The organism is Streptomyces pseudoechinosporeus, from assembly GCF_054783935.1.
In genome coordinates, this window is record NZ_BAAGPS010000059.1 from 132,345 (window position 1) to 150,116 (window position 17,772).

Annotated in this window: 17 protein-coding genes and 1 pseudogene; 11 read left to right on the top strand and 7 right to left on the bottom strand. The window is 69.4% G+C overall.

Translation table 11 applies throughout. From position 1 onward, the window contains the following. Positions 1–97 precede the first annotated feature (97 nt). Complete coding sequence (locus ACYVO6_RS38685; protein WP_461069737.1) at positions 98–1,582, top strand: FAD-binding oxidoreductase; 1,485 nt, start codon at positions 98–100, stop codon at positions 1,580–1,582. A gap of 350 nt (positions 1,583–1,932) precedes the next feature. Here ACYVO6_RS38685 and ACYVO6_RS38690 read toward each other — a convergent pair whose 3' ends face one another. Then, complete coding sequence (locus tag ACYVO6_RS38690) at positions 1,933–3,318, bottom strand: FAD-binding oxidoreductase (protein WP_461069739.1); 1,386 nt, start codon at positions 3,316–3,318, stop codon at positions 1,933–1,935. A gap of 312 nt (positions 3,319–3,630) precedes the next feature. Between ACYVO6_RS38690 and ACYVO6_RS38695 the strand changes: the two are divergent. Beyond that, positions 3,631–3,789: pseudogene (locus ACYVO6_RS38695) on the top strand (amidohydrolase); the annotation flags it as partial. Positions 3,790–3,831: 42 nt separating this feature from the next. Here the strand turns inward: ACYVO6_RS38695 and ACYVO6_RS38700 are convergent. Together ACYVO6_RS38700 and tnpA are read right to left on the bottom strand one after the other, a co-directional pair. After that, the gene (locus ACYVO6_RS38700; RefSeq protein WP_461069741.1) at positions 3,832–5,040 is read right to left on the bottom strand and encodes an RNA-guided endonuclease InsQ/TnpB family protein; all 1,209 of its coding nucleotides are present in this window, start codon (positions 5,038–5,040) and stop codon (positions 3,832–3,834) included. Further along, positions 5,037–5,465, bottom strand: coding sequence for an IS200/IS605 family transposase (tnpA, locus tag ACYVO6_RS38705; RefSeq protein WP_461069853.1), 429 nt, complete (start codon positions 5,463–5,465; stop codon positions 5,037–5,039). Before tnpA ends, ACYVO6_RS38700 begins: the two co-directional genes overlap by 4 nt. A gap of 243 nt (positions 5,466–5,708) precedes the next feature. Between tnpA and ACYVO6_RS38710 the strand changes: the two genes are divergently transcribed. Together ACYVO6_RS38710 and ACYVO6_RS38715 are read left to right on the top strand one after the other, a co-directional pair. Beyond that, the gene (locus ACYVO6_RS38710; RefSeq protein ID WP_461069855.1) at positions 5,709–6,092 is read left to right on the top strand and encodes a methyltransferase; all 384 of its coding nucleotides are present in this window, start codon (positions 5,709–5,711) and stop codon (positions 6,090–6,092) included. A 174-nt stretch (positions 6,093–6,266) separates the two neighbouring features. Further along, positions 6,267–7,442 (top strand): cytochrome P450, encoded by a 1,176-nt coding sequence (locus ACYVO6_RS38715; RefSeq protein ID WP_461069743.1) that lies wholly within the window; start codon positions 6,267–6,269, stop codon positions 7,440–7,442. Between the two features lie 6 nt (positions 7,443–7,448). On the opposite strand, the gene ACYVO6_RS38720 is transcribed toward ACYVO6_RS38715, so the two are convergent. The 3 genes from ACYVO6_RS38720 to ACYVO6_RS38730 are packed head-to-tail and all read right to left on the bottom strand — an operon-like array spanning position 7,449 to position 10,068. Next, positions 7,449–8,402, bottom strand: a complete 954-nt coding sequence (locus ACYVO6_RS38720; RefSeq protein WP_461069745.1) for a quinone oxidoreductase family protein — start codon at positions 8,400–8,402, stop codon at positions 7,449–7,451. Continuing rightward, the gene (locus ACYVO6_RS38725) at positions 8,399–9,220 is read right to left on the bottom strand and encodes an ABC transporter permease (RefSeq protein WP_461069747.1); all 822 of its coding nucleotides are present in this window, start codon (positions 9,218–9,220) and stop codon (positions 8,399–8,401) included. Before ACYVO6_RS38725 ends, ACYVO6_RS38720 begins: the two co-directional genes overlap by 4 nt. Next, positions 9,217–10,068, bottom strand: a complete 852-nt coding sequence (locus ACYVO6_RS38730) for an ABC transporter ATP-binding protein (protein WP_461069749.1) — start codon at positions 10,066–10,068, stop codon at positions 9,217–9,219. The genes ACYVO6_RS38725 and ACYVO6_RS38730 overlap by 4 nt, the downstream gene beginning before the upstream one ends. Before the next feature lie 230 nt (positions 10,069–10,298). On the opposite strand from ACYVO6_RS38730, the gene ACYVO6_RS38735 reads away from it, so the two are divergent. The 7 genes from ACYVO6_RS38735 to ACYVO6_RS38765 all read left to right on the top strand — a co-directional run bounded on the left by ACYVO6_RS38735 (position 10,299) and on the right by ACYVO6_RS38765 (position 16,807). Beyond that, positions 10,299–11,534, top strand: coding sequence for a Rieske 2Fe-2S domain-containing protein (locus ACYVO6_RS38735; protein WP_461069751.1), 1,236 nt, complete (start codon positions 10,299–10,301; stop codon positions 11,532–11,534). 116 nt (positions 11,535–11,650) lie between these two features. Then, positions 11,651–12,976 (top strand): M20 family metallopeptidase, encoded by a 1,326-nt coding sequence (locus ACYVO6_RS38740; RefSeq protein ID WP_461069753.1) that lies wholly within the window; start codon positions 11,651–11,653, stop codon positions 12,974–12,976. Beyond that, on the top strand, positions 12,973–13,929 hold the full coding sequence (locus ACYVO6_RS38745) for a DODA-type extradiol aromatic ring-opening family dioxygenase (protein WP_461069755.1): 957 nt from the start codon (positions 12,973–12,975) through the stop codon (positions 13,927–13,929). Before ACYVO6_RS38740 ends, ACYVO6_RS38745 begins: the two co-directional genes overlap by 4 nt. Then, on the top strand, positions 13,926–14,783 hold the full coding sequence (locus ACYVO6_RS38750; protein WP_461069757.1) for an alpha/beta fold hydrolase: 858 nt from the start codon (positions 13,926–13,928) through the stop codon (positions 14,781–14,783). The genes ACYVO6_RS38745 and ACYVO6_RS38750 overlap by 4 nt, the downstream gene beginning before the upstream one ends. A 175-nt stretch (positions 14,784–14,958) precedes the next feature. Further along, positions 14,959–15,798 (top strand): IclR family transcriptional regulator, encoded by an 840-nt coding sequence (locus ACYVO6_RS38755; RefSeq protein WP_461069759.1) that lies wholly within the window; start codon positions 14,959–14,961, stop codon positions 15,796–15,798. Next, complete coding sequence (locus tag ACYVO6_RS38760; protein ID WP_461069761.1) at positions 15,795–16,352, top strand: FAS1-like dehydratase domain-containing protein; 558 nt, start codon at positions 15,795–15,797, stop codon at positions 16,350–16,352. Before ACYVO6_RS38755 ends, ACYVO6_RS38760 begins: the two co-directional genes overlap by 4 nt. Then, complete coding sequence (locus tag ACYVO6_RS38765) at positions 16,349–16,807, top strand: hotdog family protein (protein WP_461069763.1); 459 nt, start codon at positions 16,349–16,351, stop codon at positions 16,805–16,807. The genes ACYVO6_RS38760 and ACYVO6_RS38765 overlap by 4 nt, the downstream gene beginning before the upstream one ends. Here the strand turns inward: ACYVO6_RS38765 and ACYVO6_RS38770 are convergent. Further along, the gene (locus ACYVO6_RS38770; protein WP_461069765.1) at positions 16,743–17,693 is read right to left on the bottom strand and encodes an ABC transporter substrate-binding protein; all 951 of its coding nucleotides are present in this window, start codon (positions 17,691–17,693) and stop codon (positions 16,743–16,745) included. The genes ACYVO6_RS38765 and ACYVO6_RS38770 overlap by 65 nt on opposite strands. Positions 17,694–17,772: the final 79 nt, after the last annotated feature.

Here is a 17,772-nt window from a genome sequence, read left to right on the forward strand (position 1 = left end):
CTGTGCTGCGACGGCCTGAGCAGCCCGGGCCCTCCTCTGTCCCGGATGGCGTCGCCTTCCGCCCGGCGCGATGCTGAAGAGACGGGAGGTGACCACCATGAACGAGACGTACCCCCACGGCGCGGATCCGGCATCGAGCGGGCCGATCAGCGGGGAGCAGCACCGGAAGCCAGGCGATCCCGGTCTGCCGCGCCCGCTCCTGGACCACTTCGCCTCACGGCTGAACGGACGCCTCATCCTGCCCCAGGACCCGGACTACGAGCCGGCGCGAGCGCTGTGGAACGGCATGATCGACCGGCGGCCGGCGCTCGTGGCACGGTGCCGCGGTGACGACGACGTGGTCGCCTCGGTGAACTTTGCCCGTGACAACGGGCTGCCGCTCGCTGTGCGCGGCGGCGGGCACGGAGTGGCAGGCCAGGCCGTCTGCGACGGCGGACTGGTCGTCGACCTCTCGGAGATGACGGACACCGACGTCGACCCCGAGGGTTCCACCGCCCGCGCCCAGGGCGGCTGCACCCTGGCAGACCTCGACCGCGCGACCCAGCGACACGGGCTCGCCGCACCCGTGGGGGTGGTCTCGGCAACTGGCATCGCCGGGCTCACCCTGTCGGGCGGCATGGGCTGGTTCCGGCGCAAGTACGGGCTGAGCTGCGACAACCTCATCTCCGCCAGGGTGGTCACCGCCGACGGGAAGCTGCTCACCGCGAGTGGGAGCGAGAACCAGGACCTCTTCTGGGCGATCCGCGGGGGCGGCGGAAACTTCGGCGTCGTGACCGCTTTCGACTACCGCCTGCACCCCGTGGGGCCCGAGGTGTTCCTCTGCCACGTGTACTACCCCCTGGAACGCGCGGGAGAGGTGATCAGGGCCTGCGAGCGTTACGTCGCGGAGGTGCCCGAGGAGGCGGCACCTCTCGCCGTTCTCGGCCGGATACCGAGGGCCGAGGCGTATCCGGCGGCGGTGCACGGACAACCCTTCGTAGCCATCCTCGCCGTGTCCACCGGTGCCGGTGAGGACGCGGCCGAAGAGGGGGAGCGCGCGCTGCGGCCGCTCCGAGAGGTCACCGAGCCTCTTTGCGACCTCAGCGAGCACACCGCCTACACCGAAGCACAGAAGTTCCTGGACGACGACTACCCGGACGGCAGGCTCTACTACTGGAAGTCCGTGAACGCACCCGAGCTCAGCGACAAGCTGATCGAGCGCCTGACCCAGCACGCCGCCGCGGCTCCCTCGCCCGACTCGACCATCGACGTCTGGTACCAGGGCGGCGCGATGGCACGGGTGGGCGAACAGGCGACCGCCTTCGCCAACCGCGGCGAACCCTACCTCTTCGGCATCGAGGGCAACTGGGACCGCCAGGCCGACTCGGAGCGGAACCTGGCCTGGGTCCGCGACACCTTCGCCGACCTGCGCCACTTCTCCACCGGGGGTGTCTACCTCAACTTCCCCGGCTTCCTGGAAGAGGGCGAGCAGCTCCTGCGGGAGGGCTATGGCGGGAACTACGAACGGCTGTCGGCGGTCAAGACGAAGTACGACCCGGGCAATCTGTTCCGCCTCAACGCGAACATCCAGCCGACGAGCTGAGCCCCGCGTCGATCACCTGGCGGTGATCATGTCACCGTCCGACTCGCTTCGGGGTCCAGACGCTGTGCCGGTCACCTCCGCCAAAGCCGCCTTGACTTTCTGGTTTTCGGCCCCGGCCCGTGGCTGCCCAGAGGGCTCATTTCTCCTGGGCATCGCCGCACTGCCCGCTTCCTGGAATGGGTACAGCTCACGGATCTCCTTCTCAGCCAGGCCACCACAGATTTCTCCGGCCGGTTCTTCTCAGCCCACCAGGGCGACACCGGGGGCGGTACGCCCCGCCGGCATCGTGCGGGTGCGCAGAGACCGCGGCACCCCGAAGCACCGTGGACGCGGACGGCAAGGTCCGGCCGTCAGTGCTGCTGGGCGGGCTTGATGTTCTGGTTGGCGTGGAAGAGGTTGTCCGGGTCGTACGTCCGCTTGACCTGTGCGAGCCGGTCGTAGTGGTCGCGGTAGGTGGCCCGGACCCGCTCCTGGTCCTCGCCCTGCCCCATGAAGTTCACGTACGAGCCGCCCATCGAGTGAGGATGCGTCTCCTCCCAGTAGTCGACACACCATTGCTTGATGGTCTCGGCGTTGGCCGGGTCGGGGTCGACGCCGGCGAAGACGCCGGACCAGACGGCGTCCCGGTAGCTCCACGCGGTGTCTTCCCGGCCCACCCGGTGGGCGGCCGCGTCGACCGGGTAGAGGTGCATCAGCGACAGCGGGGTGGGGAGGTTCTCGCCGTACTTGAGGTGCACGTCCACGGCGGCGTCCGGGATACGGTCGAAGAAGTCGCCGCGCCAGTACCACTGGTACCCGGTGGGGATCAGCTCGTCGAACAGGCTCTGCAACGCGGGATAGGGCATCGGTGCCGTGAAGTGGAAGGCGGGCGGCGCGGGCTCGTTCACCACCGCGAGGGCGTCCTCGGTGCGGTCCGGGTCACCGGTGTGACACCACACGATGCCGCACACCTTCCGGCCGTGGATCTCTTCGGGGAAGGGTGGGCCGGGCGGGATGGTGAACAGCGTGAAGAAGCCGTAGACGTCCTCCGGGGCCTGCGGGAGGAAGTCTCGGTACCACGTGAGCACCTCGCGGGTGTGGTCGACCGGCCACACGGTGATGCCTACCCCGACGGTGTCCACCGGGTGCAGGCGGTAGGTGAACGAGGTCACGATGCCGAAGTTGCCGCCGCCACCGCGCAGGGCCCAGAACAGGTCCGGGTGCTCGGTCTCGCTCGCGGTGACGAAGCTGCCGTCGGCCAGCACGACGTCCGCGGCCAGCAGGTTGTCCACCGTCAGGCCGTACTTGCGGGTGAGGTATCCATGGCCACCGCCGAGGGTCAGGCCCCCCACGCCCGTCATCGACACAATGCCGGTGGGCGTCGCGAGGCCGAAGCCGTGGGTGGCGTGGTCGAGATCGCGGAGCTGGCTGCCGCCGCCCACCTGGGCGGTCCTCGCGGCGGGATCGACCCGTACCCAGCGCATCGGCGACAGGTCGACGGTGACGCCGTCGTCCACGAGGCACAGGCCGGGACCGCTGTGCCCGCCACCCCGGACGGCGAGTTCCAGGCCGTTGTCGCGGATGAAGTTGACCGCATCCATGACATCCGCGGCGTCCGCGCACCGCACGATGGCGGCGGGGCGCTTGTCGATCATCGCGTTGTAGATGCTGCGAGCCTCGGGATATTCGGGATCCTGCGGGCCTATGACCGGCCCCCGCAGAGAGGTCTGCATCGCATCCAAGGTCACACTGTCCATGGTGATCTCCTCGAGAGGCGCGGATTTCTTGCCCCCGGCTTCGGCCTTCCACGGCTGTCACCTCGATCACCCGCTGCTTGGACCGGGACTTCACCAAGTTGTCTCTGAACCCGGGATTTCGCGGGCGTCGGCTCATCGGATGCCGCAAGGCTGACTTGTCCAGCGTCCCGCCGACTACCGAGCCCTGCAATTCCTACAGATCGCTGCTCGCCAGGAGCCCGGCGTATTCACAGCGCGGGCTCCTGCCTGGTGTGCTCTGCGTGCCCGTGGCGGCACGGAAGGCAACGGCGCCTGGCGTGATCCTGCTTTGCCGACCCGGGGGGGCACCTGACCGGGCACTTGGTCGAGCACGCAGCGATGGACTTGGTCACCGCGGTCATGCCCCGCCCGTCGCCCGTCGAACGGCGCGCCCGGCTGGCCGAATTGCTGGCCGCCATGGCGGCCACCGGCCTCACCGGCGCCCATGTCGTGACTCCACCCACGCGTGAACGCGCGGGCTTCCTGTGTCGCTGACTAGGCAGCTTCGCAGAGGGCCAGCCCGGCCCTGTTGAGGACGTTCAACGCGCCGACGTGGTCCGCGTTGGCCGCGAATCCACACGTCGTGCACTGGAACTCCGCCTGGGTGAGGCGGTTCTCCTTCGCGACGTGCCCGCAGGACGGGCAGGTGCGGGAGGTGTTGCGGGGGTCCACCGCGATAACGGTCCGACCGGCGCTTTCAGCCTTGCTGGTGAGGATCGCGAGGAACACCCCCCAACCCGCGTCGAGGATGCTGCGGTTGAGTCCGGCCTTCGCGGCCCGCTGGTTCGGCAGGAACACACCGGGCTGTTCGGGATCGGGCTTGGGTGCGGGCGCTTTGGTCATGCCCGCGGTGTTCAGCTGCTCGTGCGCGATCGCGTCGTGGTCGCGGATGAGGGTGAGCGCGGTCTTGTGGGCGTGGTCCAGGCGCTGGCGCCGGATCTTCGCGTGGATCTTGGCGACCTTCCGGGCGGCGGCGCGATGTGCCTTGGTGCGCCGCTTGGTGCGCTTGGGGAAGGTCGCCAGGTGCCGCTGCGCTGCGGCGAGTTCCTCGGCCGCCTCCTGGAGGAAGCGGGGGTTGGCGATGTGCTCACCGTGCGAGGTGGTCAGGAAGTGGGTGACGCCCAGGTCGATGCCGACGGCCTGGCCGGTGGCGGGCAGCGGCTCGGCGGGCACCTCGTCGCAGGACAGGACCACATACCAGCGGCGGCCCTCCCGCTTGATGGCGATCGTCTTCACCCGGCCTTGTACGGGCCGGTGCTGGTGCACGCGGATGTGCCCGATGCCCTGCAGCCGGACGCGGGTGACGGGGTCGTGCGGGGTGGAGTCCCAGCGGCAGCCGTCGCCGTCCTTGGGGAAGATGACGGTGTCGAAGCGGCCGACGCCCTTGAAGCGCGGGTAGCCGGGCTTCTGGCCGTGCTTGACGCGGCGGAAGAACGCGGCGAAGGCCTTGTCCAGGCGGCGCAGGGTGGCCTGCTGGGAGGAGAACGACCAGCGGCCCTGGCGCTCGGCATCGAACGCCCGGATCTCACGGAGCTGGACCGACTGGTCGCCGTAGCGCACGGTCGTCTTCGAGGCGTGCCGGTAGGCGTCCCGCCGTTCCTGGAGGGCGCCGTTGTACAGGGAGCAGTGGTCCCGCAGCATGTCCCGCAGGGCCTGCTCCTGGCGGATGGTGGGGCGCAGGAGGAACTTGTACGCGCGAATCATGCGCCGTCCTCCCGGTTCTTCTTCCCGGGGCGTTCCCACTGTGTGTCGATGTACCGCTGCACCGTCTGGGCCGAGACCGCGCCGGCCGAGGCGGCGAAGTACGACGACGACCACAGGGTGGGCAGTTGGCTCTTGAGGTGCGGGAACTCCGTGCGCAGCACGCGGGACGTGAAGCCCTTGAACTGGTTGGCCACATATGACGCCGACGACTTCGCATCGTGCTTGACGAACAGGTGGACGTGGTCGGGCATCACCTCAAGCGCCACGATCTCCCACCCCCGTTCGTCGGCCTTGGCCCGGATCAGCTCGTCCAGGCGGGCCGCGACCCGGCCGCCGAGGACCGGACGGCGGTACTTCGGGCACCACACCACGTGGAGCCCGAGGTCGTACACGCCGCCGGAGAATCGGCGAACCTTCCGGGTCACAGTCACGCGATCACTATACACGTTTGACATGTATAACAGTCCGTGAGGCCGTGTGGCCCAGCAGGCACTGCGGATCCGTACAGAAAGCTGAGGTCAGAGCAGTTGAGAGAAGCGATTCCCCCCTCGGCTAAAGCCGAGGGTCCCCTCGCTAGATCACGGATGGATCTGGGCGACCTCGACCTCGTCGGCGCCGTGGCACGCGAGACCGTCCTGCCGCTGCGGCGGCGCTTCGCCCCCTGGTGCATGCCCGACACCGACCAGGAAGCCCTCGAAGAAGGGGACTTCTTCGAAGCCGTGCCCCCGGGTGGCGACGCCTGTCTCCTGTCGAACATCATCCACGACTGGGGCGACGAGCAGGCCGTCAGGATTCTGGCCAACTGCCGGGCCGCGATGAACGACGGCGGCCATGTCCTGCTGTGCGAGGCCGTCCTCCCCGACGCACCCAACCAACCCGGCCACCCTGATCGACCTCGAGATGCTCGTCATGGGTCCCGGCGCCCGGCAGCGCACGACCAGCGAGTTCGAAAAACTGCTCCAGCGGGCGGACTTGAAGCCGGCAGGCGTCACCTCGAGCGAGAGCGGCGCGCACAGCATCCTCGATGCCGTGGCGGCGTAGGGCCTGTCTGACAATTTCCTCCCCCAGCCTCCGGCCGGGAGGTGCCCCCAGCCTCCGGGCGACGACGGGAATTGTCAGACAGGCCCCAGCGCGCCCTGGAACCGCGGAGCCCAATCCGCCTTGTCTGAAGAGACGTTGTTAGCCTTGGCTGTGATCGGTTTCCCCCTGCCTGGCCAAGGTTCGCGATGAACGTCGTCGACTCCTTCCCGCTCGGTGCCGCGACCACACTCGCCGGACTCGCGCGGGATCCGCACCCGCGACTGGCGTTGCTGCGTGCGCATGAGCCCGTGTCCTGGCTGCCGGAGCTGGACGGCTGGTTGGTGACGCGTCGCGACCTCGCGTTGAGCGTGATGCGGGATGCCGAGGCCTTCACCGTCGACGACCCTCGGTTCTCCACCGCACAGGTCGTCGGGCCGAGCATGTTGTCCCTGGACGGTGACCAGCACACCCGCCACCGTGAGCCCTTCGCCTCTGCTTTCCGCCCTCGGAGGGTGCATGACGGTTTCGCTTCGTTCATCGAGCGGGAGACCGACCGGCTCATCACCACACTGCAGCCGAGGGGCGCCGTCGAACTGCGGCGTGCCTTCGCGGGCCCGCTCGCGGTCGCCGTCGTGACCGAGGCACTCGGGCTGGTCGGCACCACCCCGGTCACGGTGCTCTCCTGGTACGACTCCATAGTGCGGTCGGTCTCGGCCATCACCGCCGGACATGAGGCGGAGCCCGCCGGTGCCGCGGCGTACGCGCGACTACGGGCCGCCGTGGAAGCAACCGTCGCCGGCCGCGGAGGTTCTTCGCTCCTTGTCTCCGCTGCCGGGCAGTTGGCGCTGCCCGAGGTGGCGTCCAATGCCGCGGTGCTGATGTTCGGAGGCATCGAGACCACCGAGGCGATGATCACCAACGCGCTGCTGCACCTGCTGCAACACCCGGACCAACTCGCACTGGTCCGGGCCGACGCCGACCTGCTGGACGGCGCGATAGAGGAATCGCTGCGCCTGGAACCCGGTGCGGCGGTCGTGGACCGCTACGCCACCGCTGACATTGTCCTCGGCCCGGCCGCGATCCGTCGGGGTGACCTGGTCACCGTCTCCCTGACGGGTGCCAACCGCGACCCTGCCGTCTTCGCCGACCCCGACCGGTTCGATGTCCGACGCGAGAACGTGCGTCTCCAACTGGCCTTCGCGCACGGCCCGCACTACTGCCTTGCCGCGCACCTCGCCCGCCTGGAGACCCGCATCGCCCTCCAGCGCCTGCTCGAATGCCTCCCCGCCCTGCGCCTCGACCCGGACCGCCCCGCCACTGCGCACGGTCTGGTCTTCCGTAAGCCCCCCACCCTGCATGTGCTGTGGGACAGTCCTGTCTGATCGGTGTCAGGACAAGTCCAGCGCCACCTTTCCCACCGCCTCCCCGGTACGCAGCCTCTCCACGGCCTCCGCCAGCCCCTCGAGCCCGTACCGTTCGATCGGCAACGTCAGCTCCCCTGACGCCAGTTCGCCCAGCATCCGCTCGGCGTCCGCGGCGACCTCCCTGCCCCGTGACATCAGATTGACGGGCAGCAGTGCCACGTCGGCGAGCAGGAAGTCCGCGAGGTCCACGCCGAATTCGCGCCCGGCGGTGTAGCCGACCAGTGCGACGCGCCCGCGTGGACGGACGAGCCCGAGCGCGTCCCGCAGCACCGGCCCGCCGACGGTGTCGATGAGCGCGTCCACCTGTCCGCCCGCCGCCTGAGGCGACAACTCGGCCGCCAGGACCGGCTTCCCGGGCGCCGGCACATGGCCGAGCTTGGCCGGGCGGCCCACCACCCCGATCACCTCGGCTCCGGCACGCGCGGCGACCTGAACGGTCAGCGCGCCGACCGCGCCCGCCGCGCCGGTCACCATGACCCGCTCTCCGGGCCGTATCGCCGCGACCGAGTGCACCGCGGCCCAGGCCGTGCCCGCCGGTGAGAAGAAGCTGCATGCCAGCGCGGGATCCGTGCGCTCGGGCACGGGGACCGGGGCGGCGTCGGGCACGACCGCGTGCTCGGCCCAGCACCCGTCCCGGCGCAGTCCAAGACCCTTGCCGTTGATCCTGACCAGGCTGCCCTCGGCGTGCGTGTCCGAGGCCAGGACCACTCCGCACGCCGTGGTGCCCGGCACCGCGGGCAGATCCGGCAGGATGCCGAACTTGCCGTCCAGGACGTTCAGATCGAGGTGGGCCACCTGCGCCGCCTGTACGCGCACGAGGGTCTGCCCAGGCTCCCGTACGGGCACCGGCCGCTTCACCAGCCGGGGCAGGGTGCCGAACTCTTCAAGGACAAGGGCATGCGAGGTCTCGCCGCTCACAGCTTCACTCCGTATCGACGCAGGACCCGGGAGGCGACGATCCGCAGCACGCGGTCGAAGACGAACCCCAGGATGCCCAAGGTGATGATCCCGACGAAGACCCAGTCGATGCGCCCGTAGTTGCGGGACGTCCAGATCAGAGAGCCGAGCCCGACCTGGGCGGCGACGATCTCGGCGGAGACGATGGTCAGGAAGCTGTTGCCCATGGCGAGGCGCGCACCGGTGACGATGTACGGCACGGTCGACGGCAGCACGATCCCCTGCAGGATCTGCCGACGGTTCGCGCCCAGACTCGCCGCCGCGCGCAGTTTCGACTCGCTCACGGCCATCACACCGGCGCTCGTGTTGAGCGTGACGATGAAGACCGCCGTGTAGAAGATCAGCACGACCTTCGACGACTCGCCGATGCCCAGCCAGACCACCGCCAGCGTCACGAACGCGACTGGCGGGATGAAGCGGAAGAACTCGATGTACGGGTCGAGGAGTTGGCGTACGAGCTTGATCTGCCCGATGAGCAGGCCGACCGGTACGCCCACGAGCAGACCGAGTCCCCAGCCGATCAGGATGCGGCGGCTGGAGGCGATGACCGAGTTGGTGAGCGTTCCGTCGCCCGCGAGTTCGCCCGCCGCGTCCATGGTCGCGCTCGGGGAGGCGACCAGGGAGGCGCCGTACTGCATCGCCAGCAGCTGCCAGATTCCGATGCCGACGAGGACGGACACCACGGACACGAGGATCCCGCGCAGTCCTCGAGCGGTGTCCCGCAACGCACGCCGCTCGACCCGGGGCTCGGCGGCGGGTTTCGCCGTGACGACCGTCATGCGTCCACCTCCGGGTCGAGGCCCTGGTCGCGCAGGGCCTTGCGTACCTCTTCGCCGATGTCGTCCCGCAGGGCGCGGCGCAGTTCGATGGCCGCGGGGTCGGTCTCGTCGCGCGGCCTGGGCAGGTCGACGGGGTAGACGGACTTGACCGAGGCCGCCGGTCCCGCCGTCATCACGGCGACGCGGTCGGCCAGCAGGATCGCCTCGTCGATGTCGTGGGTGACGAAGACGACGGTGCAGCCCGAGGCCCGCCAGATCCGGCCCATCTCCTCCTGCATCACCTGCCGGGTCTGCGCGTCGAGCGCGCCGAACGGCTCGTCCATCAGCACGACCCGCGGTTCGTTGGCCAGCACGCGGGCGATCTGCACCCGCTGGCGCATGCCGCCGGACAGTTGGTCCGGGAAACGGTCGGCGCAGTGCCGCAGCCCGACCAGGGCGAGGTACTCGTCGGCCAACTTGGCCTGCTCGGCACGGGACTTGCCGCGCATACGAGGACCGAACGCCACGTTCTGGCGCACGGTCAGCCAGTCGAAGAGCGCCTCGCTGCTCTGGAAGACCATGCCGAGGTCGGGATCGGGGCCGCCGATCGTGACGCCGTCGACGGTGAGGCCGCCCTGGTGCGGCCGTACGAACCCGGCCAGCGCGGACAGCAGGGTGGATTTGCCGCAGCCGCTCGGACCGAGCAGACAGAGGAATTCACCGGCGGCGATGTCCAGTGAGATGCCGCGTACGGCGTGGAAGGAGCCGAACCGGATGTCCACTTTGTCGACGGACACGGCTGCGCCGCGGCTTCCGTTGACGGGTGACGCGCCGGACGGCGGCCGGTCGGCCTCGATGGCCTTCGTCATCACGATCCCTTCGTCTGTTCGGTGAACCATCCGCGCAGCGCGGCCTGTGTCTCCATGAGTGCCTCGGTGGGTTGGTCATCGGGTGCGGCCCGAGAATTGACAAACCGTAGAACGCGGCACGGTGGCGGGCATGGATCGCGGTCTGCTCAGCGGAACGGGTCCGTAGGCGGATCCCGTGCGCCCCCCGATGCTCAAAGCCATGTTCCGACGGCAGCAGGAGGTCACGCACGATGACGACGGGTGAGGACTCGCTCGCCTCCAAGGGCACCGGCCGAAGCAGCCGCAGACCCGCTGGGCAGCCAGGTCGGCAGCCCGGCCGGCAGGACTGGTCGACGTGGCCCCACTACGACGCGGCGACGGCCGGCTTCCGCGGTTACTGGTACCCGGTCACCTGGTCCAGCCACATCACCGGCAAACCGCTCCCCTTCACGCTCTGCGGCGAGAAGATCACGCTGATCCGGGACGCCGGCAAGGCGTACGCGCTGCACAACCGCTGCCCGCACCGCGGCGTGCCGCTGTCCGAGGGCAACCAGCAGTTCCCGGGCACGGTCAGCTGCCCATACCACGGCTGGACCTTCGACCTGCCCACCGGCAAGCTCTGCGCGGTCATCACCGACGGCCCCGACTGCCGGCTGACCGGCAAGGTCGAGGTGAAGACGTACCCGGTCGAGGAACGCCTCGGCATGGTGTGGGTGTACATCCCCGTCGCCGACGAGGAACCGCCCCCGATCGACGAGCAGCTTCCCGAAGAGCTCGTCTCCAACGGCTTCGTCATGGGCGGCCGCATCGAACCCCGCGGCGGCAACTGGCGGTTCGCCTGCGAGAACGGCTTCGACGAGGGTCACGCCAAGTACCTGCACCGCACCGCGCTGTGGCGGCTGTTCAAGGCCATGCCCACCTGGAACATCACCAGGATCGTCCCCCAGGGGCGCTGGATCTTCCGGGTGCAGGACGAGGTCCACTGGGAGGCCGACTTCCCGGGCGTCGGCCGCTGGTCCAACAAGCGCTGGTGGAAGCAGCAACCGCCCAAGGAGACCTTCAACCTCGGCAACACCGGCAAGGCGGACAAGGTCGACCCGACCATCGAGGCCCAGGAATTCCCGGGTTTCGCGTCCCTGTCGATGCCGGGCGTGCTGCGCATCGCCTACCCCAACTTCATCCACTACGAGTTCTACGTCCCCGTCGACGCCGACCACCACCGCTACGTCGGCGTGATGGTCAACTTCACCGAGGGCTGGAAGACCCTCGGGTTCTACGCCAAGTACCTGGGCGCTATCCGCTGGCTGTTCCACGGACAGTTCTCCGGCCAGGACGCCTGGATGGTCGACGTCACCGACGCGCCCCCGGAGAAGCTCTACCGCCCCGACATCTCGCTGACCGCCTGGCGGAACCTCAGCGAGGAGGAGTACGCCAAGAAGCTCGCCGCGGTCGGCGCCGCCGGACCCGTCAACGGAAAGAAGGGCTGACCCATGGGCCGTACCCTGCTCACCCTGCTGGCCGGAGCCGCGCTCGCCCTCGCGCTTCCGCCGGCCAAGAAGCGCTTCGAGCGCACCACCATGACCCAGGTCCACAGGATCAACCAGTGACCGGCGGTCAACCGGCGGGCCTGGCCGGGCTGGACGACCGGCGAAGCGCCTGGGTCACCGAAGCCTGGCGGCACGTCACCCCCGACCGGCTGCGCGAACTCGTCGTCGGACTCGTCGACATCTCGAGCCCGACCGGCGACGAAGGGCCCCTTGCTCAGCACATCGCCGCCACTCTTTCGCACGCCGGATGCCGGGCCGAGGTGCAGCCGCTCGACGACCGTCAGGCCAACGCCTGGGCGCGTGTCGAAGGCGACGGCACCGGCCCCGACCTCATGCTCTATGCCCCGATCGACACCCTGACCGTGGGCGAGGAGAGCGAGGATCTCCCTTGGATCGGTCCGGAGTTGAGGGACGACATGCGCCCGAAGGCCGTCGTCGACGGGGAGTTGGTGACCGGACTCGGGGCGTCCAACCCCAAGGGTCACGCCGCCTGCGTGATGATGGCCGCCGAGGCGATCGCCCGGGCCGGGATCCCGCTCACCGGCGATCTGGTCGCCGCGTTCGGCGCGGGCGGTATGCCCACCAACGCGCGTCCGGTCGGCATCCGGTACAACACCGGTCAGGGCGTGGGCTGTTCGTTCCTGCTGGAGCAGGGCGTGTGGGCCGACTACGCGGTCATCGCCAAGCCCGGCTGGGCCATCTCCTGGGACGAGGTCGGCCTCGTCTGGTTCGAGGTCACCGTCCGCGGCACGCACACCTACGTCGGCTCGCGCCACCGGCTCCCGTACGACAACGCCATCGCCCGCGCCGGGGAGGTCGCCCGGTACCTGGAGGAGTGGTTCGTCGAGTACGCCGACCGCCACACCGCCGGCACGGTCGCACCGCAGGGCATCGTGTCGTCGGTACGCGGCGGCTGGCCGCGCATGGCAGCCGTGACCCCGGCCGCCTGCACGCTCATGGTGGACCTCCGCATCAGCCCGGACACCACCCCCATGCAGGCCAAGCGGGAGTTCCTCGCAGCCCTCGACAAGCTGCCGAAAACCGACGTGACCGCCGAGATGGTCCTGGCCATCCCCGGCACACGGACCGACCCCGACAGCTGGATCTCCCGTACCGCACAAGCAAGTTGGGAGGCCCTGGAGGGACGCGAACACGACTTCATTCGCGGCAACAGCGGCGCCACTGACGCCAACATCCTGCGCGGTCGCGGCATCCCCACCGTCCGCGTCGGCATGCCGAGGGTCACCGAGGCCCCCTTCGAGATCGACTTCGCGAAGGGCATGAACACCGTCGACGTACAGGCCATGGAGAAGCTGACGCGCCATCTGATCCGTACGGCCGTCGACACCGTGACCCGCTCCCGGACCGAGGTGGAAGCATGACCGAGATCGTCCTGGGCGTCGGTGCCTCGCACAGCACGCTGATGAACACCCACTGGGAGGAGACCCTCCACAAGGACCGCGCGGAACGGTTCCGGGACGCGCTGAAGGCGGCGCGCGACGAGCTCGCGGCGGCCCGCCCCGACACGGTGATCCTTGTCGGCTCCAACCACTTCCGGGGTTTCTGGCTGGACCTCATCCCTTCCTTCACCCTGGGCGTCGGCGAGTGCATCGCGAGCGGTGAGTCCGGCACCCCGAAAGGGCCGCAGCCGGTGGATGTGCCGCTCGCCCGCCACATAGCCAACTCCCTTGTGGAAGGCGGCCGTTTCGACCCCGCGTACTCGGCCCGGCTGCAGATCGACCACGGCCAGTCGCACGCCATCCAGTACCTGCTCGACGGACTGGACGTGGAGATCGTCCCGCTCGTCGTGAACGTCTTCGCCCCTCCGCTGCCCACCCTCGCGCGCTGCGAGCAGCTGGGCAGCGCCATCAGGGACGCCGTGCTCGCCTTTCCCGGCGACCGCCGCGTCGCGGTGATCGGCTCCGGCGGACTCTCGCACCGGCTGCCCTGGCCCGACTGGCGCGATCCGCACGGCGACGACGAGGAGTTCATGGTCGGCGCCTGGCTGAACGGCCGGGAGAACTGGCAGGACTACGACGCCCGGCGCCGCGAGATCATCCGGGCCGCCGAAGCCGCCCTCAACCCCGAGTTCGACGACGAGTTCCTCTCCCTGGTGGAGCACGGCCTGACCCACCGCATGACCGAGTACTCCACCGAAGAACTGGACAAGGCGGCGGGCAACGGCGCCCAGGAAGTGCGCACTTGGCTGCTGATGGCGGCCCTCCTCGACCACGCCCCCGGCCGGCGGCTGGCCTACGAGCCGATGCCCGAATGGCTGACGGGTATGGCCGTCGCCGTCCTCGACCCCGTACAGACCACCGAAAGGCAGCCATGAGTATCTGGACCGAACTGACCGGCGTCGACTACCGGCACGCGTACGTGGAGACCGGCGGCTTCAAGACCCGCGCCCTGCAGGCCGGTCCCGAGGACGGCGAGCACGTGGTGTTCCTGCACGGCACGACCGGCCACCTTGAGGCGTTCGTACGCAACATCCCGGCGCACGCCGAGCGCTACCGCTGCCACGCCATCGACATGCTCGGCCACGGCTACACCGGCAAACCGGACCGCCCGGGCGAAATCCCCGCGTATGTCGAGCACTTGATGTCCTACCTGGACGCGGTCGGCGCCGAACGCGCGCACTTGGTCGGCGAGTCGCTGGGCGGCTGGGTCTCGTCCTGGGCGGCGAGCGAGTACCCCGACCGGGTCGCCTCGCTGCAACTGCTGTGCATGGGCGGCACGAAGGTCAACCCGAAGGTGATGGAGCGGCTGAAGACCTCGACGCGGGCCGCCGCCCTGGAGGACGACGTGTCCTTCACCCGGGAGCGGCTGAAGCTGCTGTGGGCGGAATGGGACGAGGACCTCGGCGAGGAGCTGACGCAGGTCCGGTACGGGATCTACCACCACCCCGACTTCCAGCGGAACCTGCACAACCTGCTGGCCCTTCAGGAGCCCGGGACGCGCGAGCGCAATCTTCTCCGGCCCGACCGGATGGCCCGTATCAAGGCCCCGACCCTGGTCGTCTGGGGCAACAAGAACCCGCTCGGGGACGTCCCCGAGGCCGAGGCCATCGCGGCCGCCATCTCCGGCGCCCGCCTGGAGGTCTTCAACGAGTGCGGGCACTGGCCGCAGCACGAGAAGGCCGACCTCTACAACCCGCTCAGCCTGGCGTTCCTCGCCGAGGCGCGGTAGCGGACTCCCGGAACACCGCCCCACCTGCGGACTCTCGGTAGCCGCGTCCGCGGTCACCGCGAATTAACACCTCACCCATAGTCATGATCAAGGCAGGCGTGGTTCCGTTGAGGGTCCGGATCCAGCCACGCACGCATTCTCCGGAAGGCAACGGATTGATCGGGAGGTTCTCCCCATGACCGTCACCTCGGTCGGCCACGCCGACATCGATTCGGTCGGCTCCACCGGCATCCGACCCGTCGGGTCCGCCATCCCCCGCCCAGCCGACCCAGCTCCCTGCCCCGACCCGATGAACTCCGTCCTGGGCAAGGTCAGACCGATTCTGGAGGCGTTCACCGCCGAGGACAACGCCCTCTCGCTCGCCGAACTGGTGCGCCGTACGGGCGTGGCCAAGGCCACCGTGCACCGGCTCGCCCAGGAGCTGGTCGTCTGGGGGCTGCTGGAGCGGACGGGCTGCGACTACCGGCTCGGGCTGCGGCTGTTCGAGATGGGCCAGCGCGTGCACCGGCAGCGCATCCTGCGCGAGGTGGCCCAGCCCTACATGGAGGACCTCCTGCTCGCCACCCAGGAGACCATCCACTTCGCCATCCACGACAGCCTCGACGTGGTGTACCTGGAGAAGATCTTCCCGCACCGCGGACTGAACGAGGAGTCCCGGGTGGCGGGCCGGCTGCCGCTGTACTGCACGGCCACCGGCAAGGCGATCCTGGCCTTCTCCCCGGGTGCGCTCTTCGCCGAGGTGATCAGGAGTGGGCTGAAGCCGTTCACCCGGCACACGGTCACCTCGCCGGGCCGGCTGCGTGCCCAGCTGGAGCGGATCCGGGCGGAGGGCATAGCGACCGAGGCCGAGGAGATCCGCCTGGGCTACACGAGCATGGCCGTGCCGGTCTTCGGCAGCCAGTCCACGCTTGTCGGCGCACTGTCCATCACCGCGCCCACCTACCGCATGGACCCGTCCGGGCACGCCACGGCGCTGCGCACCGCGGCCCTGGGGATCAGCCGGTCGCTGCGGTGAGCGCGGCATTGGACGAGGTGCTCTCCCGCGCCCGGAAGCTGATCGGACAGTGGGAGAGCGAGGACTGCGGTGTGCTCGGCGTGAAGGACTTCTGCCGGTACGCCGCCGCACTCAACGATATGGACTACATCCGCCGGGCCCGCGCCCAGGAGGCGGCCGGGGAACCGGTCGTCGCCCCCACCCTGTTCCTCGCCGGAACACTGAGCTGGGAGGACGGCCCGGTCGAGGACGAACTGCGCCCGGACGGGCTCTCTCTGCGCGAATCGCCCTGCACCCAGGGCCTGCCGGTACGCCAGGTGCACGGCGGTCAGTCGGTCCGACTGGGCCGCCCACCGGTCGCGGGCACCCGCGTCACCGCCGCCCGCGCGGTCATCTCGGCCGGCCAACGGCGCGGCCGTTCGGGCGAGTTCGTGCTGCTCGGCGTCACCACCCGTTTCACCTCGGAGGACGGAGAGGACCTGATGACCGTGGACGAGACGATCGTCGTCCTGGACGGCGTCCCAGGAGAGAAGAGCGCCGAGAAGGACGACGAGCAGAGCGGGGCCGCCGCATGACATCGGCCCTCGTCGCCGGGCAGATCTGCCCGCCCCGCGTGTACGCGCACAGCAGGGTGCAGCTGTTCCGGTTCAGCGCCGTGTCGTGGAACTCCCACCGCATCCACTACGACGCCGAGTTCGCCGCCTCCGAGGGCTTCCCGGACGTGGTCGTCCAGTCCACGCTGCACGGCGAGACGCTCAGCCGGTACGCACTGGAGTGGGCCGGGCCCGGAGCCCGCCTGGAGTCGGTCAGCTGGCGCAACCGGGCGACCGCCGTGGCCGGGGAGAAGCTCACCTGGACCGCGACGGTACGCACGACCGAGCCCTGCGACGAGGGAGTGCGGGTGACGCTCGACGTCTCGGTCCTCAAGGACGACGGCGCTCCCTGCGTCACAGGGCAGGTCGGACTCACTCGGCGTGCTGCTCGTACCAGCCCTTCAGCAGAGAAGTCCCGAGGTCCGGCGACTTCTTGATCAGTTTCTGGTCGAGGAGAAAGTCGACGATCTTCTTCGACTCGGTGACATCGGCGTCGTTGATGCCGCGGGCGGCGAAGGTGATCTCCGGCAGCACCTTCTCCGTCTCCGCCGCCGGGAGTTTGACCTGCTGGTTGGAGGCCTTCGCCGCTGCGGCCGGGTCGTCGGTGACGAGCTTGTCCGCGGCGGCCACCACCTTGAAGATCTTGCCGGCGACTTCCTCGTTGTCCTTGAGCCACTTCTGGTCGGCCAGCAGCCACTGCACGTACTTCACCCCGAAGTCGCCGATGCGCCCGGCGATATGACCGCCCTCCGCGTCGCCCTTCGCCGCCCACGGCTCGAACAGGATGTACGCGTCGATCGAGCCCCGCTGCAGCATGCCGGGGATCTCCGGCGGCGAACTCTGCGGGATCTTCACCGACTTCGGATCGATGCCGTTGTGGCGCAGATACTGGTGCGTCGCGTACAGGCCGAGCCCGCCGATCGACGCCATCGTCTTGATCTGTTTCGGGGAGTCGATGCCGTCGCGCAGGACGACCTTGAGGTAGCGGTCGGAGGACTGGAAGACGCCCAAGGACCGCAGATCGGGATTGGACGCCATCAGCGGCAGGGCGGTGGAGTCGGCGTTGGCCGAGATCTGCGCGGTGCCCGCGGACACGGCCTCGGCCGCCGCGGGACCGCCCTCGGTCTTCACGAGCTCGACGTTGACGCCCGCCTTCTCGAACATGCCCCGTTCCATGGCCAGATAGAACGGCGCGTACGAGGCGTCCACGCCGAGGGCGACCCGTACGGTCGGCTTCCCCGCCGACGACACCCCCGTCGAGTCCGTCGAACCTGCCGTGCAGGCAGTGGTGGTGAGGATCAGTGCCGCACAGGCGGCGGTCATGGTGCTGAGTCTGACTCCGAGCCGTGGTTCTCTGTCCGTACGCATGTGCATCCTCCGCTGGCGGGGCATCATCGGATGC

Coding starts and splice junctions, on each gene's coding strand:
- ACYVO6_RS38685 (WP_461069737.1), top strand. CDS start 98: ATGAACGAGACGTACCCCCACGGCGCGGATCCGGCATCGAGCGGGCCG.
- ACYVO6_RS38690 (WP_461069739.1), bottom strand. CDS start 3,318: ATGGACAGTGTGACCTTGGATGCGATGCAGACCTCTCTGCGGGGGCCG.
- ACYVO6_RS38700 (WP_461069741.1), bottom strand. CDS start 5,040: ATGATTCGCGCGTACAAGTTCCTCCTGCGCCCCACCATCCGCCAGGAG.
- ACYVO6_RS38710 (WP_461069855.1), top strand. CDS start 5,709: ATGCCCGACACCGACCAGGAAGCCCTCGAAGAAGGGGACTTCTTCGAA.
- ACYVO6_RS38715 (WP_461069743.1), top strand. CDS start 6,267: ATGAACGTCGTCGACTCCTTCCCGCTCGGTGCCGCGACCACACTCGCC.
- ACYVO6_RS38725 (WP_461069747.1), bottom strand. CDS start 9,220: ATGACGGTCGTCACGGCGAAACCCGCCGCCGAGCCCCGGGTCGAGCGG.
- ACYVO6_RS38730 (WP_461069749.1), bottom strand. CDS start 10,068: ATGACGAAGGCCATCGAGGCCGACCGGCCGCCGTCCGGCGCGTCACCC.
- ACYVO6_RS38735 (WP_461069751.1), top strand. CDS start 10,299: ATGACGACGGGTGAGGACTCGCTCGCCTCCAAGGGCACCGGCCGAAGC.
- ACYVO6_RS38745 (WP_461069755.1), top strand. CDS start 12,973: ATGACCGAGATCGTCCTGGGCGTCGGTGCCTCGCACAGCACGCTGATG.
- ACYVO6_RS38750 (WP_461069757.1), top strand. CDS start 13,926: ATGAGTATCTGGACCGAACTGACCGGCGTCGACTACCGGCACGCGTAC.
- ACYVO6_RS38755 (WP_461069759.1), top strand. CDS start 14,959: ATGACCGTCACCTCGGTCGGCCACGCCGACATCGATTCGGTCGGCTCC.
- ACYVO6_RS38765 (WP_461069763.1), top strand. CDS start 16,349: ATGACATCGGCCCTCGTCGCCGGGCAGATCTGCCCGCCCCGCGTGTAC.
- ACYVO6_RS38770 (WP_461069765.1), bottom strand. CDS start 17,693: ATGACCGCCGCCTGTGCGGCACTGATCCTCACCACCACTGCCTGCACG.